Below are 26559 nucleotides of genomic sequence, written 5' to 3'. Positions count from 1 at the left end.
ATGAATCCGATGTGATGTGATCGGGTTCATCCAGATTTTGAAACCTTATAAAAATTAAAGTCCAAAATAATAAGCCAATACACAAATCACAATGGTCAGCAGAATCAGTTTGATGACGCCTGATGTCCCGACCTTGTGCGAGGCATGTGCAGGATGGCTTTTTACTTGTGGAGCGCTATGCGGAGTGCTGGGTGCATCATCCAGGGGATTGGCGACTTCAACTTTGGTTAAGCGTGCGGATTGATAATGATTGGCAACTTTAACTATAAATTTTGCGGTTAAATCATCCAGTTTTTGCGAGAAATGGCGTAGATTTAGCTGCTCTTCTGCTGTCAGTTCACTGCCATCCGCATGATAGGGATGTTGCTGTTTTTGCTGAATATAACTGGATAATGCTTCCAGGCGATGCAGTGTGGTATGCGCATAATCCGCCTGATAATCGCTTGGCAGTAAAGGCAGATATTTACTCTCGGATAATGGGGAGCCATCGGCATTTTCCGTTGCAGTTTGCGGCATTCCATAATATGGAAAATCACGATTGGCAGGCTCGATAAAGCCCTGTGCAAACTTGCTGTCAAATAATTCGTTGTTGGTATAAATCTGAATGTCATCCCACTTCGGCTGTTGCAGATCGGCATCGATACGCTTTGCCAGTTTTGAATTCAGCTCGAAACGCCAGAAGGTTTCCTGACGACACTGTTCCTGTTGTGGCTTGGGTGCTGCATAGTCATGATCTGCGTTATACCACTCCGCCAACTCCTTGCCGAAAATCCAGGCCGTTTTCTTATTTTGTTCATGGCTGACAATAAAATGCGGAATGGCCAGCAGTTCAACATTGGCATTTGGATTCTGTTCATCATTGAGCAGACTGGAACTGTGCAGGCTGATGCGCAGCGTTCCCTGTTTTTTTAGACCTTCCAGCCAGATTTGAAAATGTTGTGCCAATAAATGTTGTGACAGCAGATCTCGGAAACGCAAATTGTGCTGGTTAAAAATGGCATGTTGTACCCAATGATTAAAGCTCAGATTCTGGCTGAGATATTCATTGCCATAGGTCACCAAAGTAAGCTGCTGTTTCCAAATCTGATCGAGTGCCATTGTTATTGATCTCATAAATATTGGCTTTATCTTATACTTTTTCTAAATATGGTTGCCAATCTAATTTTTCCTCTATAGGGAACTTCATCAATGCGCTTAAAAACTGTTAGAATATGGGGTTTTATTATATTTTTAAATTGTTGCTTTGAGAGTTACTATGTCACTGGAAGCCCTGACCACTGAAGCGCTCGCTGCGATTGCAGCAGCAGAGGACCTTGCTACACTCGATCAAGTACGAGTGCAATTTACAGGGAAGAAAAGCCAGCTCGCGGAACAATCCAAGGCACTGGGTAAAATGGACCCTGAAGAACGTAAAGTTTTCGGGGCAAAAATTCATGCTGTGCGTGAAGCCATCACTGGTGCATTAACCACACGTCAGGCCGAATTACAAAAAGCTGCACTAGAACAAAAACTTGCCAGCGAAACGATTGATATTACCTTGCCGGGTCGTGGTCAAAGCGTAGGCAGTATTCATCCTGTGACCCAAGTGCAGGAACGCATTTGCCAATTCTTCACCAAAGCCGGTTTCACGGTTGCGACGGGGCCTGAAGTTGAAGATGATTATCACAACTTTGAAGCACTGAATATTCCGGGTCATCACCCTGCACGTGCAATGCATGATACTTTCTATTTTGATGCCAACCACTTGCTTCGTACCCACACTTCAGGTGTGCAAGTGCGTACTATGGAAAAGAATCAGCCGCCAATTCGTATTGTCTGCCCGGGTCGCGTATATCGCTGTGACTCGGATCAGACGCATTCGCCAATGTTCCATCAAATTGAAGGTTTATACGTGGCTGAAAATACCAGCTTCGCTGAACTGAAAGGTTTGCTGGTGAACTTGCTGAACGAATTCTTTGAAAAAGATTTAACCGTCCGTTTCCGGCCATCTTATTTTCCATTCACTGAACCAAGTGCTGAAGTGGATATCATGGATGAACGTGGCCGTTGGCTAGAAGTTTTAGGCTGCGGTATGGTGCATCCGAATGTGCTTCAGGCAGCAGGCATTGATCCTGAAAAATATAAAGGTTTTGCGTTTGGTTTAGGTGTAGAGCGTTTTGCCATGCTGCGTTATGGCATTAATGATTTGCGTATGTTCTACCAGAATGATGTGCGTTTCTTACGCCAATTTGCTTAAGGCTTTTATTTAATCCTCTCCTAAGCTCTCCTTTAAAAAAGGAGAGGGACTCCGCGAAAAGATAGGGGTTTTCCCCCTTTGAAAAAGGGGGAGTCAGAGGGGAATTCTAGAGATTGAAATTACAGGTTTTTATAGAAATGAAAATTAGCGAAAATTGGTTACGCACCTGGGTCAACCCAGCAATTGACAGCGATACCTTATCTGACCAACTCACCATGCTCGGTTTGGAAGTGGATGAACTGGCGCCAGCGGCAAAACCATTTACAGGTGTGGTTGTAGGTGAAGTTCTGACTGTAGAACAACATCCTGATGCAGACCGGTTACGTGTGACTACAGTCAACATCGGTTCAGGTGAGCCTTTACAGATTGTCTGCGGTGCACCGAATGTACGTGCAGGCATGAAAGCACCTGTAGCTACCATTGGTGCAGTTTTACCGGGTGATTTCAAAATCAAGAAAGGTAAGCTTCGTGGCATCGAATCCCAAGGTATGCTGTGTGGTGCTTCTGAAATTGATCTTGAAGATAAAATTGATGGTCTGCTAGAACTACCTGCGGATGCACCCGTTGGCATGAATATCCGTGAATATCTGGATCTTGATGACAATGTCATTGATATCAGTATCACGCCTAACCGTGGTGACTGTTTCAGTATTCGTGGGATCGCACGTGAAATTGGTGTCATTAACCAGCTTGCTGTGACTGCACCGAAAATCAAGGAAGTGGCTGCAACCATCGTAGATGAAAAGAAAGTTGTAGTATCGACAGAAGGCTGCCCACGTTACTTGGGTCGTGTGATTAAAAACGTCAATACAAAAGCAGCGACCCCGGTATGGATGGAACGTGCACTTGCTCGTTCAGGTATCCGTCAGCACAGCATTTTGGTCGATATCACCAACTATGTCTTAATTGAATTGGGTCAACCATTACACGCATTTGATGGTGGCAAGGTTCAAGGTTCAGTGCATGTACGTCAAGCCACTGCTGCTGAAAAACTGGTTCTATTAAATGAACAAGAAGTTGAACTTCAAGACAACGTGATGGTCATTGCTGATGATGTGAAAGCATTGGCAATTGCCGGCATCATGGGTGGTTTGTCTTCATCTGTTACCGATGAAACCACGGAAATCTTCCTGGAATCTGCTTTCTTTGCGCCTTTACATGTTGCGGGTCGTGCACGTAGCTTTGGTTTACATACCGATGCATCTCAGCGCTATGAACGTGGCGTAGATTTTGAATTACCACTTATTGCCATGCACCGCGCATCACAGCTGATTGCTGATCTTGCTGGTGGTGAATTTGGTCCAATTACTGTTGCAGAAAAAACTGAGCTTTTACCAAAACGTGAAGCGATTGAGCTGAATCAAGCTCAAGTGGATCAGTTATTGGGTTACAAAGTTGAAAGTGACTTTATTACCGATGCACTGCAACGCTTAGGTTGTGTGGTGACTGTAAAATCACAAGGTGAGTGGACTGTAGTTCCTCCATCACATCGCTACGACATGGCGATTTACCAAGACCTGATTGAAGAAGTTGCCCGTATTCATGGTTATGACAACATTCAGATCAGCTTGCCAGTGATTGATGTAAAACTTGCCAAACATCAAGATCAGTTTGAATTGCCACAACTTCGTCAAACCCTGGTGACTTTGGGATATCAGGAAGCGATCAGTTTTAGCTTTGCCGATGCCAAACTTGAAAAACAGTTGAATCCTGCGGTCAATCCGTTAATGTTGGCCAATCCGATTTCAAGTGAACTGGCGGCAATGCGTTCGACTTTGTTGTCCAGCTTGATTCCATGTGTGCAATACAATATTAACCGTCAGCAAAACCGTGTACGTTTCTTTGAACTCGGTTTACGCTTTGATTATCAGGATGCACAAAGTATCCACGATCTTAAACAAATCCCGACTTTGGCTTTAATTGCAGTCGGTGCTAAAGCAACTGAATCTTGGCATGGCAAGGCTCTACCGATGGATTTCTTTGACTTAAAAGGTGAAGTTGAGGAAATTCTGGCAGCTGGACGGGTTCAAGTGGAATATGTTCGTTCAGAGCGTAGCTGGTTGCATCCTGGACAATCAGCTGAAATTCTGGTTGATGGTCAGTCTGTTGGTTATCTGGGTCGTTTACATCCCTCTTTGGAAGACGAACTTGATTTGGGCATGACTTGGGTTGCCGAACTTGATCAAAAGGCTGTTTTGCAAACTTATGTATCTAATTTTACAGAATTATCACGTTTTCCATCAGTAAGACGTGATATTGCGCTTTTAATTAGTGATAAGATTAATGTTAGCGAAATTCAGGGACTTATCGAAAAAACAGGTGGGGAGCTGCTAGACTCGACATGGTTATTCGATGTGTATACTGGACAAGGGGTAGAAGAAGGGAAACGCTCACTGGCATTCGCCCTTCTCTGGCAGCATCCAAGCCGTACATTGGAAGATGCTGAAATTAAATCAGGTATGGATAATATCCTTCAAGTGTTGGAAAACACTTACCAAGCGACATTGAGGGCTTCATGACAGCACTAACAAAAGCAGAAATGGCTGATCATTTAAGTGAGCTCACGAGTTTAAATCGTCGTGAAGCTAAACAAATGGTCGAATTGTTCTTTGATGAGATTAGCCAAGCGCTAATCTCGGGCGAACAGGTTAAACTTTCGGGGTTCGGTAACTTTGAGTTGCGTGACAAGCGTGAACGTCCAGGCCGTAACCCGAAAACTGGCGAGGAAATTCCAATTTCAGCACGCCGTGTAGTCACATTCCGCGCAGGGCAGAAATTCCGCCAGCGTGTAGGAAATGAGCAGATCGATTGATCTGCTCTTTTTTTGCTATAAGATTTGTATATAAAAGCGTTATTTGTGGAGTAGAGCCTAAGTATTTGAGAGATTCAGCCCTTTGTAATTTAATTGACAATCGGGATTAGAAATCAATTCTGTACTTAGAATAGGGAGAGATACAATTGTTTTTATAGAATTGAACTTTATTTTAGTCATAAAAAAAGAGAGCCAATGGCTCTCTTTTTTGTACTGAATAATCGTAAAGATTATTTAGCAGCAGAAGCAGCAGCTTCAGAAGCTGGAGCAGCGTCAACAGCAGAAGCAGCAGCGTCAGTAGCAGCAGAAGCTTCAACAGTAGCAGCAGAAGCAGCAGCAGTAGCTTCAGAAGCAGCTACAGTAGCTTCAGATGCAGCAGCATCAGCAGCAGGAGCTTCTTCAGTTTTTTTAGCACAACCAACGAAAGCTAAAGTAGTAGCAACTGCAGCAGCAATAGCGATTTTTTTGAATAACATGGCATCACTCTCTAAAATATGAGATTAAAAAAAACCTATGTTAGCCTGTTGAGTGCTTTTATTCTTCCTAAAATCTGTTAGGCAGTAACAATGCAGAGGCAGTCTAACTGGTCTGCGAATATGCTATCACTGCGCATTTTGAATTGCTACTAGGAGGCTAGTAAAAAATGCAAAAAAAGATAAAAAACGAGCATTTTTTTAACAGAAAATAACAATCAATCGGAGAGTTTATATTGGATAAATACTAAATAACTCGCTAAAAATTATGGTTTTTTAAAGTTAATATTTTTAACAGGTATGAACTAGTCCCTTAAGTTTACAAAGAAAAGACTTGATTGTAGCTTTATGTAAATAAAGTCAACCAAATAAAAAGGCTATCGTTAGGATAGCCTTTTTATAGAAAAAAAGAATAATGCTGTGTTTAGTTGGTCGCTTTACGCTTCATTTGATCGAAGAAATCATCATTGGTTTTGGTTTCTTTCATACGATCCAGCAAGAATTCCATAGCAGCCAGTTCATCTTGAGTATGCAACAATTTACGCAAAATCCATACTTTACGTAAGTTGTCTTCAGACATCAGGCGTTCTTCACGGCGAGTACCGGATTTTTTGATATTCATTGCAGGGAATACACGTTTCTCGGCAATGCGGCGATCAAGCGTAATTTCCTGGTTACCGGTTCCTTTGAATTCTTCGTAAATCACTTCATCCATCTTACTGCCGGTTTCAATCAGGGCAGTAGAGATAATGGTCAATGAGCCGCCTTCTTCAATGTTACGTGCAGCACCGAAGAAACGTTTTGGGCGCTCTAAGGCATGCGCATCCACACCACCAGTCAACACCTTGCCTGAAGAAGGGATGACAGTGTTATAGGCACGCGCTAAACGGGTAATCGAGTCCAGCAGAATTACCACATCTTTCTTGTGTTCTACCAGACGTTTTGCTTTTTCAATGACCATTTCAGCCACTTGTACGTGACGTGCTGGGGATTCATCAAAAGTTGAAGCAATCACTTCACCACGAACGGTACGTTCCATTTCGGTTACTTCTTCAGGACGTTCGTCAATCAGAAGCACGATCAGGAAACATTCAGGATTGTTACGTACAATCGACTGTGCGATGTTTTGTAACAACATGGTTTTACCCGCTTTTGGCGGCGCAACGATAATAGAACGTTGGCCTTTACCAATCGGGGCCACCAAGTCCACTACACGTGCAGTCAAATCTTCAGTGGTACCATTACCCAGTTCCATCACCAATTGTTCAGTCGGGAACAATGGGGTCAAGTTTTCAAACAGGATTTTGTTGCGCGAGTTCTCAGGCGTGTCGTAGTTAATTTGATTAACTTTTAAAAGCGCAAAATAGCGTTCGCCTTCTTTGGGTGGGCGAATTGTGCCAGTAATGGTATCACCGGTGCGTAAGTTGAAACGGCGAATTTGTGATGGGCTGACATAAATGTCATCTGGGCCTGCAAGATAAGAGCCTGCTGCTGAGCGGAGGAAACCAAAACCATCAGACAGAATTTCCAGAACACCATCACCAAAGATCTCTTCGCCATTCATTGCATGGCGTTTTAAGATGGCAAAAATGATGTCTTGCTTGCGGTTACGAGCCATTCCTTCCAGGCCCATAAACTCGGCAATCTTGATGAGTTCGCCAATCGGTTTTTTCTTGAGTTCAGTTAAATTCATAGGGGGTCAGATAGAATTAAAATTCTGGGATAGAGATGAGAAAAGGGAGCAACATTCAGCCGCTTACACGCAATAAACGTAACGCAATTGTATTTGCACAATAACAATTCAGAGGTCTGATTCATTGTTTCGAAGAGAAAAGTGTAAAAACAATTTCTGTTGCCGAGCGGCGATCTTATGTGTTGTGTCTTGTAAGAAAATGACGGATTAGAAATCCTTTATTCCTTGAACAAGCAATATAAGAGCTAATCGTATTTTTGTCAATTTATAGACGAAAAAAATACGCTATCTGATGATAGCGCATTGGATTCAATTACACTGTTTTAAATTAGATATTTTCTTCAATAAAAGCAGTCAATTTAGATTTTGGCGCAGCACCGACTTGTTGAGCGACAACTTCACCATTTTTAAACATCAATAGTGCAGGAATGTTGCGGATATTGTAGTTTACGGCAGTCGCTTCACAAGCAGTTACGTCAACTTTAACAACTTTTACTTTGCCTTCGAATTCTGTAGATAATACTTCAAGTACAGGTGCAATAGCTTTACAAGGTGCACACCAGCCTGCCCAAAAATCGACAAGTACAGGAATGTCAGATTGTAAAACGTCAGCTTCGAAGTTCGCATCAGTTGTGTTTACGATATTGCCAGACATGGAATGCTCCAAATAAATTTTAAGTTAGTTCTATAACTATAAGTATTACATAGCCTCGTTTAACTATGTAGAGGGATATGTAAATTTTCAATCATTATATTGAGTTTGTCTAATTGATGCTCACGATATTGATTATCGTGTCCTACAATTGTTTAAGCGATTAAAAAATTAAAAACTGCTTTAGTTGAATTGATAAATGGCTTTTAAATTGCATGCATGTGAATTACTCTAAGCACAATTCTTATAGGTTTGTTTGAATAATGTCTGATTTTTTGATTGATGAAGAGTTACTTGCTGCCATCGATATGGGGTCGAACAGCTTTCACCTGGCGATTGCACGTGTAGATCATGGCGAAGTAAAAAAAGTGGCTTCAATGTCAGAAAAAGTACAATTGGCCGCAGGTTTAGATGAAAACAAAAATTTGACTGAGGCGGCACAGCAACGGGGTCTAGCCTGTCTGGCACGCTTTGTCGGGCGTTTAAGTTCGGTACAGGCCAACCGGTTGCGTATTGTAGCCACCAATGCTTTACGTCAGGCCAAGAATGGTCATGAATTTATTCAAAAAGCCGCAGAGATTTTACCTAAACCGATCGAAATTATTGCCGGTCGTGAAGAAGCTCGTCTGATTTATTTAGGTGTATCGCATACCATGGCCAATAGTGGCCGCCGCTTGGTGATTGACATTGGTGGTGGATCAACTGAACTGATTATCGGCGAGGCATTCGAGCCGATCCATACTGAATCTGTACAAATGGGATGTGTGGCCTTCACCAAAGCCTATTTTATGGAGGGTGAGATCAATCAGAAAAGTTTCGATAAAGCGGTGACCGCTGCCCGTAAGGAAATTTCAGGGATTGCCAATACCTATAAAGCCGCTGGTTGGGATACTGTGGTGGGTTCAAGCGGAACAATTAAAGCCTGTCGTCAGATTACCGTGAATATGGGCTGGAGCAATGAAAAAGAAGAGCTCACCCGTGAAGGTCTGGAAAAACTCAAAGACAAGCTGCTCAAATACAAGCACGTGACAGAAATGGAATTTGACGGCCTGAAAGAAGACCGCCGAGCAGTTTTGCCAGCAGGGATTGCCATTTTATATGCAGTATTTGATGTGCTGGGTCTGGACAAACTGGTTTATTCAGATGGTGCGTTACGTGAAGGTGTCATGTATGACCTGCTTGGTCGTTTCCAGCATGAAGACGTTCGCGACCGTTCTGTACATGCTTTAATGGGACGCTATAACGCAGATAGCAAACAGGCTGAGCGTGTAGTCAATACGGCACAGCAACTATTTAATGGCGTTGCACAATCATTAAATTTAACTAATGATGACAGTGACTTACTGCGTCGTGCTGCATATTTGCATGAGATTGGCCTGGCGATTAGTCACAGTGGTTATCATCGCCATGGGGCTTATTTATTGCAGCATTCGGATATTCCCGGTTTCTCACAAATTGACCAAAACCATTTGTCACATTTGGTCGCTCATCACCGTCGTAAACTTCGTGGCGATGCACGGGTTGATGTTGCTAAAGTCGGTGGTAGCAAACTTGTGTACTTATGTCTATTGCTGCGTTTAGCAGTTTTACTGAATCATAGTCGTAGCGATGAGATGCTTCCTGCCATTGAATTAAGTATCATCAATGAGCAACAATGGCAGCTCAGCGTTTCTGGCGATGCCAAACAATGGCCTTTGCTTGTAGCAGACTTGCATGATGAACAGATGCAGTTTAAGCATTGGGATATTGAATTGAATATTCAGTCGGAACAATTTATCTATTAACAAGTGATTGGTTAACAAGGTATTGTTAATTTAGGGATAATGGTCGACCTATGAAAAATAAAGCTGCTCAATCTAAAGCATGGACAACGGTTCAAATTGCGCGTCATCCAGAACGTCCGCAATTCCTGGATTATGTTGGTGAAATCTTCACTGAATTCGATGCTTTACATGGAGATCGGGTATTTGGTGACGATGGTGCGATGATCGGTGGCTTGGCACGTTTTAATGGTCAGCCAGTGATGATTGTTGGGCAACATCGTGGTCGCAGCACTCGTGAAAAATTGCAACACAACTTCGGTATGAGTAATCCCGAAGGTTACCGTAAAGCACAGCGTTTACTCGACATGGCTGAACGTTTTAAACTGCCAGTATTCACTTTTATCGATACCATGGGTGCATATCCTGGGGTCGGTGCGGAAGAACGTGGTCAGGCAGAAGCGATTGCCACTAGCCTTGCACAGCTTTCAAGCCTTAAAGTTCCGGTGGTTGCGACCGTTTTAGGTGAAGGCGGTTCAGGTGGTGCACTCGGTATTGGTGTGGCTGATCGCGTGGTGATGTTGTCTCACAGTATCTATTCGGTGATTTCTCCTGAAGGTTGTGCATCCATTTTATGGAAAACAGCAGAGAAAGCGGAACAAGCCAGTGAAGCCTTGGCATTAACTGCAGAGAAATTAAAACAACTTGGTATTGTTGAATATGTGGTTGATGAAGGTGAAGGCGCGCATTTGCAGCCTGAAAAAGTGATGCAAGATCTTAAAGATGTATTACAACAGGCTTTAGAAGAATTGCAATCGATGGATGTGAATGAGAGATGCGAAGCACGTTACCAGCGCTTAATGAAGTTTGGCAGCGACAATTCCGGTCTGGCATCTTAAAACAAATCCAGTGCTTTCCTCCTGAAAGCACTTTCTTGATTGGATGTAGTGGCGGCATGGATTCCATGCTGCTATTGCGTTTAATGTCTGATTTATTTCCTGAAAAAATCCGTGCGATCTATGTCGATCACCAGTTGCAAAAAATTAGTGCAGACTGGGGGCAATTTGTATCTGATCAATGTGCAGCGCTGAATGTACCGTGTATTGTTGAAGCCGTTGAAGTGCAAGATGGCAACCTGGAACATCAGGCACGTAACGCACGTTATCAAGCTTATTCAAAACATTTAAAAGCCAATGAAATCTTGGTCTTGGCGCATCATCAGCAGGATCAGGCCGAAACCTTGATGCTACGCTTGCTTTCGGGTGCCGGCGTACATGGTTTATCCGCCATGAAGCAGGTCGATGTACGAAAGCAATTCAGCATTTGGCGACCACTGCTGGATATTTCCCGTGAGCAGATTGGCCAATGGGCCACCCATTTGGGTGTGCAAAATATTGAAGATCCCACCAATTTAGATATCCATTATGATCGGGCCTGGTGCCGTCATGAATTGTGGCCAGTGCTGCAAAATCGCTATCCTCAAATGCAGCAAGCTTTAAGCCGTACTAGTTATCTCATGCAGGATGCAGAAGACATTTTGCTGGAAGTATTACAGCAGGATTTAAACCATTGCGGATCGGCAATTGAACTGAATTTAGAAAAGTTATCCCAATTATCAAGTGCACGGCAAAGGCAATTGCTCTCTGCTTGGATGAAAGGACAGGATACCTATCGCCCGAGTTTTGAAATGGTGCAACGCTTGTTGCTTGAAGTGATTGGCTCCAAATCTGATGCACAGGCGGCATTGCACTGGAATCAATATTATTATGTGCGTTATCAGCAAAAACTTTTCCGCTTAAGTGCCACAGAATATTTGGCTGAAAAAAATCAATCGGTTGCTAATAAACAGGCAATCTTTGTCGAGTTAGGACAAAAGCTTGAAATACTGTCAGGTGATTATCTGGCTGAAACTGCAAAAGTAGGCCTGTCAGCAGCATTGCTGGGTCAAAAACTTGATTTAGTGATGCGCCAGGGCGGCGAAAAAATTCATTTGTATGGACGAGTGGGGGCTTGGCCGTTAAAGAAAGCCATTCAGGAAGCACAAATTTTTCCCTGGCAGCGTTATAGAATTCAAATATTAAGCATAGATAATGTTATGCTTGGTGTTTTTACACCAAAAGGGTTTTGGTTAGCCCAATCTGAATATTGTGAAATCGGTGGATGGCAACCAAATTTGATCTCTTAGTTAAAAAATTCTAAGTCGAGTATGAATCCATGAGTGCAGCTTTAAATTGTAATATTAGTTTTATTGGTGGCGGTAATATGGCCCAAGCCTTGATTGGCGGGCTGATTTCGCGTGGCTTGCCGCCAACACGTATTACAGTTTCTGATCCGGTCGAAAAAGTCCGTCTTTTATTAACAGAAAAAGATGTACATGTGACGGATGACAATATTGCTGCCATTCGTGATGCCGATATCGTACTTTTTGCAGTGAAACCGCAAGTACTGGCCAGCGTATTAAAACCGCTTAAAGGTTTGTTTGAAGGCAAACTTGTGATGTCGATTGTGGCTGGGGCTGAAATCGCGACGATTGCCAACCTGCTAGAAACCAATCGAATTGTTCGTGTTATGCCCAATACACCTGCTTTGGTGCAAACAGGAGCACATGGCCTGTATGCAACGGAAGCTGTGAATGCACAGGATCGTGAATTGGCCAGTCAGGTTTTGGCTGCAACCGGTTTAACCATTTGGGTCAATTCGGAAGCACAAATTGATGCTGTAACGGCAGTATCGGGCTCTGGTCCAGCTTATTTCTTCTATATGATGGAAAGCATGATTCGTGCAGGTAAAAACCTGGGTCTGGATGAAAAAGTGGCGACTGCATTGACGTTGCAAACAGCATTGGGTGCCGCACAAATGGCGATTACCAGTTCAAATACACCTGCAGAATTGCGCAAAAATGTGACCTCTCCAAATGGTACAACTCAAGCTGCACTGGAAGTATTCGATCGTGCGCACATTTCTCAAAATATTCAGGCCGCTTTGGCTGCCGCGCAAAAGCGCAGTCAAGAACTTGCTCAAGAGCTAAGTGAAAGTAGCAAATAACTCGTTTTTATTTAGGAAAGTTCCAGTATGGGTGCAAATTCTGCGCTGATTTTTGGCATTATTATTAACGTAGCGATTTTGCTCGTATTCTTTCGTTTTCTGATGCAGCTTGCAGCGGTGAATGCTTATAATCCTGTGGTCATGTCTACTGTGAAAGCGACAAAAATCGTCGATCTGTTTGGGCGTATCTTTCCCACCTTGGCAAAAGGTCGTGTCAATTCGGCAGCCTTGGCTTTGGTGGTGCTTTTATATTTACTCAAGATTTTTGGGGTAATGTACCTTTCAGGTGCTATGCCGAACAGTCCGGTACATCTGGTGATTTTGACCTTTGTCACCATGATTCAGGATCTGATCCGCTTCTGTCGTTACCTGATTTTTGCAACGATTATTTTAAGCTGGGTGGTGATGTTTACTCAATCTCGCTCACCGTATATTGAAGTCATTCAAGAGCTGGCAGAACCATTGTTGGCTCCATTCCGCCGTATTTTGCCGAATATGGGTATGATTGACCTGTCGCCAATTGTTGCCTTCTTGGCATTGTATATTGCCGAAATTATTATGAATGAAGTGGCGATTGTACTTCTGACTGGACTTTAAAATTCAGACAGTGAAATCTGAATAATAAAAAAGGACTCGATGGAGTCCTTTTTTATTGGAAAAATTCCTCTCCCTCTGGGAGAGGTGAGGAGAGGGTAAATTATCAGATAGATAATCAATTATTTGTCTGAAAATTCCACTTTTCTTATAAACAGATTTAATTCTAGGTTTATTTAGAAAACCCTCATCCCAGCCTTCTCCCTGAGCCATATATGGCGTAAGAGAAGGAGCTTTAAAAGCGAGAAGGATCTTAATATAAGATTAGTGTGCCTCATCCCAGTTATTGCCTTTACCCACTTCGACAATCAGCGGTACAGAAAGCTGAATCACCGATTGCATCACCTCTGCCAGTTTTGGTGCCAGTGTATCGGCAATGTCGGCATCGACTTCAAACACCAATTCATCGTGTACCTGTAACAGCATTTTAGCTTGATCTTTAGGCAACATTTTATCCACTTCAATCATTGCCATTTTAATGATGTCAGCAGCGCTGCCTTGAAGCGGGGCGTTAATCGCCGCACGTTCGGCACCTTTACGTACCATCATGTTACGGGCATTAATATCCGGTGTATATAAACGGCGACCTAGAATGGTTTCCACAAAACCTTGTTCCAAAGCCACCTGACGCGTACGTTGCATGTACTCATAAATGCCCGGATAACGATGAAAATATTGCTTGATATAGTTTTGCGATTCTTCACGGGTAAAGCCTAATTGACGAATCAGACCAAATTCGGACATGCCATATAACAGACCAAAGTTAACGGCTTTGGCCTGACGACGCTGGTCATTGGTGACATCTTCCAGTGCAATACCCAGAACTTCAGCTGCAGTACGGCGGTGTACATCCTGACCATGCTTAAAGGCGTCAACCAAAGCTTCATCCTGGGAAAGATGCGCCATTAAACGCAGTTCAATTTGTGAATAATCGGCAGCCAGCAAAACCCGACCTTCAGGTGCAATAAAGGCTTTACGAATCTGACGGCCAATTTCTTCACGCACTGGAATGTTTTGTAAGTTAGGATCAGTCGATGACAAACGACCTGTTGCTGTTAAAGCCTGATGATAACTGGTATGCACACGCCCGCTGTCATTGTTGGCCTGTTTTTGCAAGCCATCGGTATAGGTGCTTTTGAGTTTGGAAAGACCGCGATACTGCAAAATTAAATCGGTAATCGGATGGTCGATTTTTTCCAGAATACTTTCACTGGTGCTGTATTGACCGGTCGAGGTTTTCTTGCCACCTTTCAGTCCGAGTTTATCAAACAGGATTTCACCGACCTGTTTCGGCGAGCTGACATTAAACGGCTGACCGGCCAATTCGATAATCTGGTTTTCCAAGTCCTGAATGGTATTGGAGAAATCGACACTCAACTGATCTAAAAATTTCAGGTCCAGCTCGATGCCGTTTTCTTCCATAATGGTCAGCACACGCGCTACCGGCATTTCAATATTGTGCAAAATATTGTTCAGCTCAGGAATGGCCTGCAATTTTTTCGACAATACCTCGTATAGACGATAGGTGACATGGGCATCTTCCGCCGCATAATGCGCTGCTGTTTCAATGTCGATCTGGTTAAAGGTCTTCTGTTTAACACCTTTGCCGGCAATTTGTTCAAAGGTGGTGGTCAAATGACTCAAATACACACGAGCAACATCATCCATGCCATGACGGGTCGCCACAGAATTTAAAACATAGGATGCCAGCATGGTATCGAAATACCAGCCTTGCAGTTCAATGCCGTGATTTTGCAGGATGTGGGCATCATATTTTAAATGATGGCCAATTTTTTCAACCGATGCATCTTCTAAAATCGGTTTGATTTGCGCCAGAATAGTTTCACGATTCAGCTGTTCCGGTGCCCCTTCATAGTCGTGGGTCAGCGGAATGTAATAGGCATCGTTGGCATCAAAAGCCAGTGAAAAGCCAACCATTTCCGCTACGCGATAATCCAGACTGGTGGTTTCGGTGTCAAAGGCAAAGCGTTTTTCAGTGCTTAAACGCTGGAACAGTTTGTCCCAGTCCGCTTGAGTTAAAATGGTGTGATAATTGGCTTTGCCTAGTTGATCATCCACACTGGTCAGCTCTGCCTCATCTTCAGTATTGATGACAGCAGTGGTATTGATCTCAGTTTCAATACTCTTGGCCGCCTGTTTATAAACTGAATTGTTTGGATTATTCGGATGATCGAGGGATTGTAACTGGTTACGGAACTCAAGTTCGGTATACAGACGGCGCAGTTCTTCAACATTCGGATCGCCAAGTTTTAGATCTTCATAACAAAGACCCATATCCAGGTCACAGACAATACTGGCCAGCTGATGATCCAGGGTAATGCCTTCAACATTATCTTTAATACTTTGACCGACTTTGCCTTTAATTTTATCGACATTTTCCAGAATGCCGCCAATGGAGCCGTATTCGGTCAACAGTTTGGCCGCGGTTTTTGCACCGACACCCGGTACGCCACGGATGCCATCCGACGCATCACCCATCAGGGTTAAATAATCGATAATCTGATTTGGCCATACGCCAAATTTTTCAAAGACAGCATTCACATCCATCGGCTTGTCTTTAAAGCTGTCTTCCAGAGTCACTTTGTCAGTGACCAGCTGCGCCATGTCTTTATCACCAGTCGAGATCAGCACCTGATAACCTTTGGCTTCTGCGCGTTTAGCCAAGGTCCCGATCACATCATCTGCTTCGGCGCCGGGAAGGGTGTGTAAAGGAATGCCCAAAGCACGAATCAGGTTATGAAGATAGGGAATCTGCTGCGACAGTTCATCCGGCATGCTTGGACGGTCACCTTTATAAATGGGTGATAGGACATGACGGAACGTCGGCTCAGGCGTATCAAAAATCACCGCCATATGCGTCGGTTGAATACGACGCATTAACTTTTGAATGGCAGAAATGGCACCACGAATTGCGTTAGTCTGTAAACCAGTCGAAGTGGTTAGTGGTGGCAGTGCATGATATGCACGAAATAAAAAATATGAGCCATCGACCAAAACAAATGGTGGCATTGAAGGATTCCTAATTCAAATATCGGCCTTATTGTACGTGATTTTGCCCATGAACATAGATACATCATTCAAGATGCGTGTTACCGAATATCTGATGAATGCTTAAAAATCAAGGTCACAGCTATTGTATGATCAAGTTAATCAGGATTGAGATAAAGAAAAAATGAGGAAAGGACAGGGCGAAATCCGGATGATTTGGCTGATGGTACTGATTATTGTCGGGGTGGGGGCCTGGTTTTTGGATGTACGCATCTTCACCTATTTATGTGGCTTGGCTTTTGTCATGAGCGTGATGCAATATGTCGATGTGATCCAGTCCCCGGCAGCACAAATTGCTGTAGAAACAAATATTTCAGTACAGGAAAACTCTAAAGTTCCTTTATATCTTTGTTCAATTATTGCCATTGTCGGTGGTATTCTGGATTGGGAGTTTGCCGTAGGATTGGGTATCACAGCGTGGATTTTTTTCTTTTTAAGATGGTTACGCCGTTTAGAAGGTTTATTGAACCAGATTCAAACGCAATTGCAGCACACTCAAACGCTGGCTTCTCCGGTTGTTGAAAATCGACCGTCTCAATTTCTTGACTCTCAGCCTGCATCATCGTCATCGGAATTGATTGAACAGTTAAAGCAGTGGATTTTTCAAGGTAATCCAGTTTTAAAAGTAGCCATCTTGGTGCTGGTCATTGGCATCATCTTGTTGCTACGTTTTGCCACCGAACATTGGCAACTCAGTTTGGCGATGAAACTGGCGATTGTTGCAGGCGTCAGTGGCGCTGTAACGGCCCTCGGTTACTGGATGCAGAGTAAAAACCGCAGTTTTGCACTGGCCTTGGAAGGCTTAGGCTTAGCCGCATTATTCCTGACGCTGTTTTTTGCCTATTACAATGCGGTGATTCCGACGCTCGCCATCGCTGGACTGTGTTTTGCTCTCATCATGGGCGTGACCCTGATTCTCAGCTTAAAACAGCAATCCATTGAACTGGCGTTGATGGCGATGATCATTGCCTATATTGCACCGTTTACCCTGCCGGTTCGCAACGCGACCGCGATTGAACTGATTACTTATTATGTGGTGATCAATCTGGCCGTTGCGATCTTAAGTACCTTACGCCCTTGGAAAATGCTGAATCAAATCGCATTTTTAATGACAGTGATTGTTGGCGGTGGTTACGCTTTTTATCGTGGAGAGGAATCTGAACGAAATGCTTTAACCTTATTGGTTGCGGTGCATACGGCAATTTTTGTCTGGCTGAGTTTTCGTTTTAGCCAGCTACTGGCCAAAGAAGATCTGGCACAGTTCAAACTGAAACCTGCTTTGGATATCGCCCTGATTTTTGGTGCGCCTCTGGTCGGTTATATTTTTATTTATTTGATGCATTTTGAAGAAACGCGCTGGCAGGCCGGAGCGAGTCTAGCCTTTGCTGCCGTGTATGCAGGTTTTTATCAACTTTCAAAACGCCATCAGGCGGTGCAACTGATTTCACAAAGTTATTTCAGTTTAATGCTGATTTTCCTGGCCCTGATTCCCCCCATTCTGTTGTATAAACAGTGGAGTGTGATCGGCTGGGCGGTGGAAGGACTGATCATTTTTATTTATGCCTTGTATCGCCAGTCAGAGATCAGTCGCTATCTGGCCATGGGGCTGATGATTGTTGCTGGCTTGTCCAGTTTGTATTATCTGGTAGAGCTGAATGATTTTCCCCGTGAAATGTATTGGGGCTTATGCCTGAGCTATTTTGCTGTGGTTGTGGTGGCGAATAGTCGAGAATCTTTTAGAAATCAATTAAGCAGTTCTACCATTGCCTTTCACTGTTTGCAGATGCTGTCTGCAACCACGATGTTGATTGTATTGTTGCTGGATGAAATTGACGGCCCTCAACAGCAGGTGATGAGTCTGTTGATTGTCAGTGGCTTCTATCTGCTGATCAATGAGTTGATGCTGCGTTGCAAAGCCACTTGGACCTGGCTATTTCCGAAATGGCTGGGGCTGATTCCGGTGTTTGTTTTTGCCCTGATTATTGTGATTGATCAAAGTCAGCAGGGCATGATTATTTGGCCGACCATGTTTGACCGTCTGAGTTTTGCACTTTCCGGATTGATGTTGACTGCATTGTGGCTGCGCCCGATGTTGGGTGTGCGAACTGAAAAAGAGTGGGTCAGTTTTGGCACCTTGACCAGTCTGGCCATGACCAGCTTAACCCTGCTTCCGAGTATGCCTTATATCAGTATCGTAATTTTACCTTTGCTGTTCTGCGCCTGGTGTTATTGGCAACTGGATAATCCAGATTGGAAAATGTTCTGGCAAGCCCGCAGCAGTTTGGTGCTGATGGCAACCTGGATTGTCTGTTCGCAACTTTTTACCCAGCAAGCCTTTCAGGCTTATATCTTGCCGATCATCAATCCTTTTGATCTGGTCAGTATTGCCATGTTGGCGTGTTTTATCTGGATGCTGTCTTTGCAGGTTAAATCGGGGCTGGATAAAGGTATTGTCGCGGTGCTGATGGTGCTGATGGTGCTGAGCTTGCTCTGGCTTAGCAGTTATATTGTGCTGCGTGCATTACATATTTATTTAGGTACGCCATTTAATGAGCTGGCTTTGTGGGGCAATGCGACCGTTCAACTGAGTCTGACTTTGCTGTGGGTCAGTTTAGCCTTTATGACCATGAGCTTGGCTAGCCGTAAACAGTTACGCTCTGTGTGGATTTTAGGCGGCAGTATTTTAGTGATTGTCACCTTGAAATTGGTGCTGTTTGACCTTTCACATATCGGCACTTTAACCCGGGTGATCTCATTCCTGGGTTCAGGTTTTGTGATGTTGCTGATTGCTTATATTGCACCGATTCCTGAACATCATCTGAATGAAAAATCCCCCTAAATACCCCTTTGATAAAGGGGGACTAAATCTGAATTATTTTTAATTGATTTCTCCCTCCTTTTTTAAAGGAGGGATGGGGAGGATTAAATGATTAAAAGAATTATTTTAACCCCGCCTCACGCTTTACTTCTTTGGTATTGGCATACTGATCAATATCTTCCTCATTTAAAGGCTGAACAGTTGTGGGACGATCAACAAAGCCCATTTTCGGTACAGGAATTTCAATCTGATTGTCCAGAAAACCGTTACGGATGCGTTCCTGCATTTCATCACGAACTTTCAGGAAGTTTTCACGGTTACACCAGATGGCGAATAACAGCTCAATCGAGGATTCACGGAAGGCAGTCACGGTTACGGCCGGTTTTGGATCGCCTAACACGAGCGGGTATTTATTGGCAACATCCAGCAATACTTCCCGAACTTTAATGATGTCCTCATGAAAGTTAATGGCTAAAGTGATGGGAATACGCCGAATCGGGAATTTGGACAGGTTATAGACGGGAGCACGAATCAGCTGTTCGTTTGGTACGCGTACATAGACATTGTCCTGAGTCAGCAGTTTTACCGAAAGCAGGTCAATTGAAATCACTTCACCTTCAATGGTATGTCCGCGAATCAGGGTCATTTGTACCGTATCCCCAATCTCAAAAGAGCCTTCCCCAATCAGGAATAAACCACTGATGAGGTTGGATGCAGAGGTTTGTGAAGCAAAACCCAGCGCCACAGTTAAAATACCGGCTGCACCTAAAAACACGCTCAGTTTAAAACCGGCTTCTTTCAGGCTGGCCATCACAAAAATCAGGAAGATGAAATAAAAAATACCACGGCGCCAAACCAGACTTTGATGGGCATTAAAGCGTGAGCCAACAGTGCGGATAAAGGTGTTGGATACAAAACGTGCAATTAAAAAACCAATAAGACACAGTACGACGGCAACGATAATTTCAGTCAGGCGTTCTGTGTTGATATTGGTAAAAATACTTTTGAGGCTGCTGGTAATTTCTTTTGGGATATTCGAATCTGCCATATTGCCGCCCTAGAAAAATGAATCAAACATGTTGAATAAAGCACTTGCCTGTTCACGTGGTGGATGGACATACATTACTTCACCCGCATGAGGAGGGGTACGGTTTTCAATTCGAATTCGTGGCGGTTTATCCAACCCTTCATGCAAAACTTTAATCTGTGACGTCCATAAGCGTCCGGTACTTTCACTGTAGAACAGGGGAAGTGCAGAAACCGGCACATTCATCCGGTCAAAGCGTAACTGCTGATGGCTGGTATTATGAAATTCAATTGGAGTCACCGCGCGAAAGGCACGTGGCTTGAGCTGATGCAGTTCAGTACGGCCATCGACCGCGGTGGCATAACAAATTTCACCGATACGATGATTGGGCCCGAACCAGGTATCTTTGGGCAGAATCACCGGAATATCAAACAGCGGGTCTTTTTGGCTTTCGACAAAGCCTGCAATCCATAACGGGGTGCTGATATACAGCGTACCGCGCTGTCCTGCCGGAATATAAATCGGATCGACCGGTTTAATCACCACGGAACGATCGGCCAGACGCGGCATCAGCTGTAATTTATTGTGAGTGGACTTGAACATATAACGTTCAACTTTCAGCGGTTGCGGAAAAGCAAAATTCGGATCTTCAATCGCATGCCACTTCTGTTCATAGTCGTACTGCACCTGTGGACGATGATATTCCATGCGCCATTCTTGCAGACCACGAGTCAGACGAAATAACAGTGAACCAAACTGCCAGGCCTTAGGCTGATTCAATTCAAAGCTTTGTTCGCCCCACCATTTGATTAAATTGGGCTGCTCTGCATCTATCAGTTCATCGTTTTTAGACAACGGCATATTTCCTTTATAGCTTAATCATTAAAAACAGACTTCACGCTGTCTTATGCTTAGAGTACACTCAAATCAATTTATTCATCATTATAAACTTTGATGCAAGTACTTAAACAATTACAAATACCATATAGTTTTGCCAAGCGTCATGGCGTATTGCTGCGTTACGAGGGCAATCAGGCTTTTATTGTACGCCGTGAAAATACGCCCTTGCTGGCGATACAGGAAGCACGTCGCTATTTGGGGCATCCGGCACAGCACCAGTTGTGTTCTGAGCAGGAATTTCATCAGTTACTCAGTTCCAGTTTTGCTGGTGATACCGGAGAATCGCAGCAAGTGGCAGCCGGTCTGGAAGATCATCCTGATTTACTCAGTTTGGCAGATTCGGTGCCAGAAGCTGAAGACTTGATGGATCAGGAAGATGATGCTCCGATTGTACGTTTGATCAATGCCTTGCTGTCTGAAGCTATCCGCGTGGGGGCTTCCGATATTCATATTGAATCCTTTGAAAAAAAACTGTCGGTACGCTTACGCGTCGATGGGCAGTTGCGTGAAATTGTGCAGCCACGCCGCGAACTGGCACCATTATTGGTGTCACGGATTAAAGTCATGGCCAAACTGGATATTGCTGAAAAGCGTATTCCACAAGATGGCCGTATGTCTTTAAGACTGGCTGGACGTGAAGTGGATGTGCGGGTTTCGACGCTGCCTTCATCACATGGTGAACGGGTGGTCATGCGTTTACTGGACAAGCAGGCCGGACGTCTGAATATGACCCATCTGGGTTTAATGCAACCGGATTATGAACGCTTAACCCATCTGGTACATCGTCCACACGGCATTATTCTGGTGACTGGACCAACCGGTTCGGGTAAAACCACCACCTTATATGCAGCCTTGTCTGACCTGAATGATGGCTCAAAAAATATTCTGACGGCTGAAGATCCAATTGAATATCAACTGGAAGGTATCGGACAAACTCAGGTCAACAGTAAAGTAGACATGACCTTTGCCCGTGCTTTAAAAGCCATGCTGCGTCAGGACCCGGATGTGGTGATGGTCGGGGAAATCCGTGATCTGGAAACCGCCGAAATTGCCGTGCAAGCATCCTTAACTGGTCACTTGGTTTTATCGACATTACATACCAATACCGCAATTGGTGCAGTCACCCGTTTAAAAGATATGGGCATCGAACCGTTCTTGCTGGCCAGCTCCCTAATTGGAGTGATTGCCCAGCGTTTGGTTCGAACCTTATGTTCACGCTGTGCCACATGGCATGATGCAGATGCGTTTGAAACCGAAATTTTCAGGCATTTGGATGTTGGAGCTGAACTGAAGTTACCGAAACCGAAAGGTTGTGATCACTGTTCGCATAGCGGTTTTATGGGACGTACAGCGATTTATGAAATTGTCCCTGTGGATGAGCCGATGCGCCGTCTGATTCATGGCAATGCTGCGGAATATGAGCTGGAAAGTTATGCGCGTAAACAGTCCGGTTCAATCCGCGATGATGGTTTATGTAAAGTACTGGCAGGAAAAACCACTTTGGAGGAAGTACTGCGTGTGACCAATGAAGCTGCCGAATAAGTGGGATCATGACTGATCATCTGTAATGGTAAAAACTATCTGTAAAGCTTTGTGGCACTGTACTTAAAATTAAAAAGGTTGATCGTATTTGTTGATCAACCTTTTTTATGGGTATTAAAAAATCTAAGTTTAGAATTGCAGCAAACGACGGTGCTGCATCAAAGGCATTGACTCACGGATTTTGGTTTGTTCGGCTAAATCAAACGGTACGGTAATTAGTTGAGTGCCTTCATTCTCTACTATTGCCAACAACTGCCCGCGTGAGTTAGCAGCGCCTGCATGCCCCCAAGTTTGGCGTTTTTCACCATGCCAGCCTTGTTGAGCTGCACCTAAAACCTGGCATTGGTTGTCCATCGCACGGGCTTGTAGCAGTAATTGCCAGTGCATTTGGCCGGTAGTGTAGGTAAATGCTGATGGTGCGGTAAGTATGTTTGCACCTTGACTGCGTAAGGTTAATGCCAGTTCCGGAAAACGCAAGTCATAACACACCATTAAGCCAATATTACCAAACGGGGTTTTTGCAATCACTACATCAGTACCCGGTTCAAAGAATCGAGATTCCTGATAGCCACCCACAACATCACCCACTTGTACATCAAACAGGTGAATCTTGTCATAACGTGCTTCAGTCCCTTCAGGACTAATACATAAACTGACGGTACGTACACGGCCATCACTAATGATGGAACCATCTGGGCGGAATGGGCAGGGAAGTGTTCCTGCTACAATCCAGATTTGATATTGATGTGCCAGTTTTTCCAGACGTTGCTGAAGGCTTTCAAACTGTGCTGCGGTCTCGCGTTGTTTTCCACCTGCAAAACAGACGAAGTTTTCCGGGAAAACAATCAGCTCTGCACCATCGGCTTTACTTTGTTGTACCAATGACTCGATCACGATGAAATTGGCTTCAATATCATCCTGGGAATTCATTTGTGCAACAGAGAGTAAAGTCATGGTGTAAGCTCTAAATCATCATTTTTATACATTTTGCTGCGACACTTGTTCTAAGGTGTCTTGTTCTTTTTGTAATTGTTTCACCAAAGGTTCAAACATGTTTTGGTTACTTTCATTTAACTTCATCAATGTTTTATGTGCATCTAGAACAGTGGTTAACATTGCGTTATGGGTAATGTGCTCTTCGATTAGCTCGCGAGTACATACTTTCGGATCACCACAGTAATTTAAAATCACAAAGACCTGTCCCAAGCCCATGCTATTGGCCAAGGTAGTAATATCCGGATTGGTGGATAACATGACTGCCTGAATTTGATGGACCTGTTTCAGCTTTAAACCCAGCTTGGCCAGTACACCTAAAACAGTGCTGTCAATAAATGTGGTTTGGGTTAAATCTACGATTGCCCCAACGACATTTGATTGCTGTTCAATTTTACTAAGAAGTTTGTCTAGACTAATACAAGATTGAGCACGCACTTCGCCAATAAGCTTAAAAATATGCGTTCCATTCAAGCTTGCATATTCAACATGACCTGTTGACATATAAATGCCATTTGCAGAGAAGGATATTAAAATTATCACATAGGGCCACTATAGACTCAAGTAGCCTAGAGTCGTATATCGCTTAGTTGAAAGTTAACATATTGATTATACGATTAATTCATTCGGCGTAAACTTAAGATGGCGATGTCGTCTGCCACATGTTCAGGGGCCTGAAAGGATTGATTCTGCAAATGAAAGACTAATTTTTCAAATTGTTCATTCAGCCCGCCATCAAACGGTTCCAGTGCACCATCTGAACAAATAATAAACCGGGCATGTCGATTTAGCACACATTCGAATTCTTCCACTTCCAGGTCTTCAGTCAGCCCCAAAGGGAAACTGCTGGTGTTTAAAATTTTAGGCGGCTGATTGGGTTCAAAGATAATGGCAGGAGGATAATGTCCGGCACTGGACCAGCGTAATTGATGGGTTTCTAAATTAAGAACGCCTGCAATCATGGTAATGTGCTTTTCGATATTTTCCTGAACCAGCATGCCATTCAGCTTTTTAATCAATTCACGGGGTGTTTTGGATCGGCCATGAAAAGCCGCCATCCAGGATGTCAGTAGACTGCTGGTGACCCCATGTCCGGAAACATCAGCCAGATAAAACATGATTTCTTTATCGCTGATTTTCCAGTAATCGTACCAGTCACCAGACAGATAGGCAGAAGGTTGAAACAGGGTTTCAACCTTATAGTTTATTAATTCTAGAGGGTTGGGAAGTAAACGTTTTTGTAATTCTGCTGCTGAAGGCAGGTCACGACTATCCTGATTACGCTTGTATTGGGCATCAATTTTTAATAAGGAAGCTTCCGGATCACGTGGCAGCTTGTTCCAGATCCAGCCGGCTAAAGCACCCAATTCCCATGCCTGAGCCAATGCCATCCCTTCATTTTCAAAAGCCAGGACGATGGTCGGGAGTGACCATTGGTGAGTCAGATAGTCTTGTACATCAGCAATCGCTAAAATGGTCGGATCATATAAATTAATATCATCTATGTGAATCATTTGCACACCGGGAAGTGCACTGAGTACCTGATCTAAATAAGGAATATTGCGAGTCGGTTGAATGAAATACATAAAGAAATTGTATGACCCTTAAATTGATATCATCTAGAGTTGTACTATAACAATCTAATGATCAGCAAAGGAAGATGCTGTGCTGATCATATTGCTGTTAAATAGATACGACTTATTTGGTTGTGGTGTCTACGTCATCTTCTTGGATTTCATCATTGGATGAATCAGGATTACTTTGTTGATCTTGATCTTCATTGCTGTCCTGATCATCTTCAATGAACATGGTTTCAGGTTCTAGACCTCTCTTTTCAGCAATGGAAAAACTTTTACGCTGTAAATAAATATCACGGATTGCCGCATATTTGTCACCTTGTAAAACATCTTCAATGTCTAAAAGCTGGGAACGTGCATCAATACCGCCTAACATTTGCTCACCCCAGTACACTCCATCATGATCTTCTAAAATATACTTTTGGGGACGGGCTTGACCATCGACAATCAGACCTAAAGTATCACGGAAAGTGCTAGGGCCAAACACAGGCAGGACTAGATAAGGACCAGAAGAAATACCGTAATAACCTAGCGTAGTGCCAAAATTTTCTTCTTCGACATATAAGCCGATACGACGAGCAGGGTCGGCAAAGCCTAGGGTGGTTAGAGTGTTAACGGTAAAGCGACCTAAAGATTCCGCGGCACGAAGTGGACGGCCTTGAATCAACTGGTTTACTGCATTCCATGGTTCCCCTAAATTTTTACGAAACTGGCGATAAGAGCCACGTACTTCATTAGGAACTTTTTCCTTATATTGAATCGCGAGAGGACGGGCAACCTTACGATCTAATACCTCATTAAAAGCAAAGATCTGTCTATTTAAGGGTTGTAATGGATCTTTCTGGTTTTCAGGTTGAGTTGCACTTGCATCCACTTTCAAATCTTTGGCTTTAATGTTTTTTAATTCTTTCAATACTTCAAGTCTGGAGTTGGTATGTTGAGCAGATTGAGTTTGTGCTGTAGCAGATTGTAGCTCTGAAGTATTCTGTGCTTCATAAGGAGCAACTAAATCCTGCGCAAATACAGGAGAAATTAACCCTAAAGATAAAAAGCTAGCCCAAATATAATGAAAGTGACGCATAAAAAATCCTAGAGTTCTATATAAGCCGGTACTTAAAGCAAAATACGTAATTGAATATATTAACAGGTCTTTGAACAGGCGTATTAAAACAAATTTGATCAAAATATGTAGGAAAAAATACCAAAATGGCTAAAAAATACCCTTATGGTGTGAAAAGTTAAAAAAAGGAGTTGCATTGGGTTTGGGATGGTGTAGAATGCACATCCATCGGCGGTGATGAAGATTAAAACTTCTGATAAAACAGCAACTTAGCGCGAAGTGTTGAGATTTGGTTTTAGAAAGAAAGT

General features: G+C 43.5%; 21 protein-coding genes. 10 read left to right on the top strand and 11 right to left on the bottom strand.

The genetic code is table 11. The features are described from left to right. Nucleotides 1–54 precede the first annotated feature (54 nt). The gene (locus FTT87_RS09195; protein ID WP_180174724.1) at nt 55–1098 is read right to left on the bottom strand and encodes a hypothetical protein; all 1044 of its coding nucleotides are present in this window, start codon (nt 1096–1098) and stop codon (nt 55–57) included. 157 nt (nt 1099–1255) lie between these two features. On the opposite strand from FTT87_RS09195, the gene pheS reads away from it, so the two are divergent. From pheS to FTT87_RS09180, 3 genes are all read left to right on the top strand, one after another. Beyond that, nucleotides 1256–2236: a phenylalanine--tRNA ligase subunit alpha gene (gene pheS, locus FTT87_RS09190; RefSeq protein WP_086197467.1), complete on the top strand. Its 981-nt coding sequence runs from the start codon at nt 1256–1258 to the stop codon at nt 2234–2236. A gap of 137 nt (nt 2237–2373) precedes the next feature. Further along, nucleotides 2374–4755 (top strand): phenylalanine--tRNA ligase subunit beta, encoded by a 2382-nt coding sequence (gene pheT / locus FTT87_RS09185; RefSeq protein WP_180174723.1) that lies wholly within the window; start codon nt 2374–2376, stop codon nt 4753–4755. Then, nucleotides 4752–5048, top strand: a complete 297-nt coding sequence (locus FTT87_RS09180) for an integration host factor subunit alpha (RefSeq protein WP_086197465.1) — start codon at nt 4752–4754, stop codon at nt 5046–5048. Before pheT ends, FTT87_RS09180 begins: the two co-directional genes overlap by 4 nt. A gap of 230 nt (nt 5049–5278) precedes the next feature. On the opposite strand, the gene FTT87_RS09175 is transcribed toward FTT87_RS09180, so the two are convergent. The 3 genes from FTT87_RS09175 to trxA all read right to left on the bottom strand — a co-directional run bounded on the left by FTT87_RS09175 (nt 5279) and on the right by trxA (nt 7869). Beyond that, nucleotides 5279–5524, bottom strand: coding sequence for a hypothetical protein (locus FTT87_RS09175; protein WP_180043824.1), 246 nt, complete (start codon nt 5522–5524; stop codon nt 5279–5281). Nucleotides 5525–5945: 421 nt separating this feature from the next. Next, a complete protein-coding gene (rho, locus tag FTT87_RS09170) occupies nt 5946–7214 on the bottom strand; it encodes a transcription termination factor Rho (protein ID WP_005007569.1) in 1269 nt (422 codons plus the stop codon). Between the two features lie 328 nt (nt 7215–7542). Beyond that, nucleotides 7543–7869, bottom strand: coding sequence for a thioredoxin (trxA, locus tag FTT87_RS09165; protein WP_092820879.1), 327 nt, complete (start codon nt 7867–7869; stop codon nt 7543–7545). Nucleotides 7870–8129: 260 nt separating this feature from the next. Here trxA and ppx point away from each other — a divergent pair, with 260 nt between their 5' ends. The 5 genes from ppx to FTT87_RS09140 are packed head-to-tail and all read left to right on the top strand — an operon-like array spanning nt 8130 to nt 13268. Continuing rightward, nucleotides 8130–9650: an exopolyphosphatase gene (gene ppx, locus FTT87_RS09160; RefSeq protein WP_086197462.1), complete on the top strand. Its 1521-nt coding sequence runs from the start codon at nt 8130–8132 to the stop codon at nt 9648–9650. 50 nt (nt 9651–9700) lie between these two features. Beyond that, a complete protein-coding gene (locus FTT87_RS09155; protein WP_180043821.1) occupies nt 9701–10525 on the top strand; it encodes an acetyl-CoA carboxylase carboxyltransferase subunit alpha in 825 nt (274 codons plus the stop codon). After that, nucleotides 10462–11811 (top strand): tRNA lysidine(34) synthetase TilS, encoded by a 1350-nt coding sequence (gene tilS / locus FTT87_RS09150; protein WP_180174722.1) that lies wholly within the window; start codon nt 10462–10464, stop codon nt 11809–11811. Before FTT87_RS09155 ends, tilS begins: the two co-directional genes overlap by 64 nt. A 29-nt stretch (nt 11812–11840) precedes the next feature. Next, on the top strand, nt 11841–12671 hold the full coding sequence (gene proC, locus FTT87_RS09145; RefSeq protein WP_180174721.1) for a pyrroline-5-carboxylate reductase: 831 nt from the start codon (nt 11841–11843) through the stop codon (nt 12669–12671). Nucleotides 12672–12698: 27 nt separating this feature from the next. After that, on the top strand, nt 12699–13268 hold the full coding sequence (locus tag FTT87_RS09140; protein WP_086197458.1) for a YggT family protein: 570 nt from the start codon (nt 12699–12701) through the stop codon (nt 13266–13268). Nucleotides 13269–13529: 261 nt separating this feature from the next. On the opposite strand, the gene polA is transcribed toward FTT87_RS09140, so the two are convergent. Then, the gene (gene polA, locus FTT87_RS09135; RefSeq protein WP_180174720.1) at nt 13530–16295 is read right to left on the bottom strand and encodes a DNA polymerase I; all 2766 of its coding nucleotides are present in this window, start codon (nt 16293–16295) and stop codon (nt 13530–13532) included. A 163-nt stretch (nt 16296–16458) separates the two neighbouring features. Here polA and FTT87_RS09130 point away from each other — a divergent pair, with 163 nt between their 5' ends. Further along, a complete protein-coding gene (locus FTT87_RS09130; RefSeq protein ID WP_180174719.1) occupies nt 16459–19173 on the top strand; it encodes a DUF2339 domain-containing protein in 2715 nt (904 codons plus the stop codon). 100 nt (nt 19174–19273) lie between these two features. Here FTT87_RS09130 and FTT87_RS09125 read toward each other — a convergent pair whose 3' ends face one another. Beyond that, nucleotides 19274–20200 (bottom strand): mechanosensitive ion channel family protein, encoded by a 927-nt coding sequence (locus tag FTT87_RS09125; RefSeq protein WP_180174718.1) that lies wholly within the window; start codon nt 20198–20200, stop codon nt 19274–19276. 9 nt (nt 20201–20209) lie between these two features. After that, nucleotides 20210–21040, bottom strand: coding sequence for a hypothetical protein (locus tag FTT87_RS09120; protein ID WP_086197453.1), 831 nt, complete (start codon nt 21038–21040; stop codon nt 20210–20212). 93 nt (nt 21041–21133) lie between these two features. Here FTT87_RS09120 and gspE point away from each other — a divergent pair, with 93 nt between their 5' ends. Then, on the top strand, nt 21134–22621 hold the full coding sequence (gene gspE, locus FTT87_RS09115) for a type II secretion system ATPase GspE (RefSeq protein ID WP_180174717.1): 1488 nt from the start codon (nt 21134–21136) through the stop codon (nt 22619–22621). Nucleotides 22622–22750: 129 nt separating this feature from the next. On the opposite strand, the gene FTT87_RS09110 is transcribed toward gspE, so the two are convergent. The 4 genes from FTT87_RS09110 to FTT87_RS09095 form a co-directional block, all read right to left on the bottom strand. Further along, nucleotides 22751–23575, bottom strand: a complete 825-nt coding sequence (locus FTT87_RS09110) for a carbon-nitrogen hydrolase family protein (protein WP_180174716.1) — start codon at nt 23573–23575, stop codon at nt 22751–22753. A 24-nt stretch (nt 23576–23599) separates the two neighbouring features. Continuing rightward, nucleotides 23600–24118, bottom strand: coding sequence for an anti-anti-sigma factor GigB (gene gigB / locus FTT87_RS09105; protein WP_086197450.1), 519 nt, complete (start codon nt 24116–24118; stop codon nt 23600–23602). Between the two features lie 113 nt (nt 24119–24231). Beyond that, the gene (gigA, locus tag FTT87_RS09100) at nt 24232–25200 is read right to left on the bottom strand and encodes an RsbU family protein phosphatase GigA (protein ID WP_086197449.1); all 969 of its coding nucleotides are present in this window, start codon (nt 25198–25200) and stop codon (nt 24232–24234) included. 112 nt (nt 25201–25312) lie between these two features. Further along, entirely contained in the window at nt 25313–26272 is a 960-nt protein-coding gene (locus FTT87_RS09095; RefSeq protein WP_180174715.1) for a VacJ family lipoprotein, read from the bottom strand. Nucleotides 26273–26559 lie beyond the last annotated feature (287 nt).

The sequence above is a fragment of the Acinetobacter sp. YH01022 genome, assembly GCF_013420235.1.
Lineage (GTDB): Bacteria > Pseudomonadota > Gammaproteobacteria > Pseudomonadales > Moraxellaceae > Acinetobacter.
The sequence above is the reverse complement of the archived record's forward strand: the minus strand, read 5'-3'. Positions and strand labels throughout refer to the sequence as shown.

Bases quoted from the DNA above. Each gene is read 5' to 3' on its own strand.
- gigA (WP_086197449.1), bottom strand. From the start codon at position 25,200: ATGTATTTCATTCAACCGACTCGCAATATTCCTTATTTAGATCAGGTA.
- FTT87_RS09125 (WP_180174718.1), bottom strand. From the start codon at position 20,200: ATGGCAGATTCGAATATCCCAAAAGAAATTACCAGCAGCCTCAAAAGT.
- FTT87_RS09155 (WP_180043821.1), top strand. From the start codon at position 9,701: ATGAAAAATAAAGCTGCTCAATCTAAAGCATGGACAACGGTTCAAATT.
- FTT87_RS09120 (WP_086197453.1), bottom strand. From the start codon at position 21,040: ATGCCGTTGTCTAAAAACGATGAACTGATAGATGCAGAGCAGCCCAAT.
- trxA (WP_092820879.1), bottom strand. From the start codon at position 7,869: ATGTCTGGCAATATCGTAAACACAACTGATGCGAACTTCGAAGCTGAC.
- polA (WP_180174720.1), bottom strand. From the start codon at position 16,295: ATGCCACCATTTGTTTTGGTCGATGGCTCATATTTTTTATTTCGTGCA.
- FTT87_RS09180 (WP_086197465.1), top strand. From the start codon at position 4,752: ATGACAGCACTAACAAAAGCAGAAATGGCTGATCATTTAAGTGAGCTC.
- rho (WP_005007569.1), bottom strand. From the start codon at position 7,214: ATGAATTTAACTGAACTCAAGAAAAAACCGATTGGCGAACTCATCAAG.
- pheT (WP_180174723.1), top strand. From the start codon at position 2,374: ATGAAAATTAGCGAAAATTGGTTACGCACCTGGGTCAACCCAGCAATT.
- proC (WP_180174721.1), top strand. From the start codon at position 11,841: ATGAGTGCAGCTTTAAATTGTAATATTAGTTTTATTGGTGGCGGTAAT.
- FTT87_RS09110 (WP_180174716.1), bottom strand. From the start codon at position 23,575: ATGACTTTACTCTCTGTTGCACAAATGAATTCCCAGGATGATATTGAA.
- ppx (WP_086197462.1), top strand. From the start codon at position 8,130: ATGTCTGATTTTTTGATTGATGAAGAGTTACTTGCTGCCATCGATATG.
- FTT87_RS09095 (WP_180174715.1), bottom strand. From the start codon at position 26,272: ATGCGTCACTTTCATTATATTTGGGCTAGCTTTTTATCTTTAGGGTTA.
- FTT87_RS09175 (WP_180043824.1), bottom strand. From the start codon at position 5,524: ATGTTATTCAAAAAAATCGCTATTGCTGCTGCAGTTGCTACTACTTTA.
- FTT87_RS09195 (WP_180174724.1), bottom strand. From the start codon at position 1,098: ATGGCACTCGATCAGATTTGGAAACAGCAGCTTACTTTGGTGACCTAT.
- FTT87_RS09130 (WP_180174719.1), top strand. From the start codon at position 16,459: ATGAGGAAAGGACAGGGCGAAATCCGGATGATTTGGCTGATGGTACTG.
- FTT87_RS09140 (WP_086197458.1), top strand. From the start codon at position 12,699: ATGGGTGCAAATTCTGCGCTGATTTTTGGCATTATTATTAACGTAGCG.
- gigB (WP_086197450.1), bottom strand. From the start codon at position 24,118: ATGTCAACAGGTCATGTTGAATATGCAAGCTTGAATGGAACGCATATT.
- tilS (WP_180174722.1), top strand. From the start codon at position 10,462: ATGCGAAGCACGTTACCAGCGCTTAATGAAGTTTGGCAGCGACAATTC.
- gspE (WP_180174717.1), top strand. From the start codon at position 21,134: ATGCAAGTACTTAAACAATTACAAATACCATATAGTTTTGCCAAGCGT.
- pheS (WP_086197467.1), top strand. From the start codon at position 1,256: ATGTCACTGGAAGCCCTGACCACTGAAGCGCTCGCTGCGATTGCAGCA.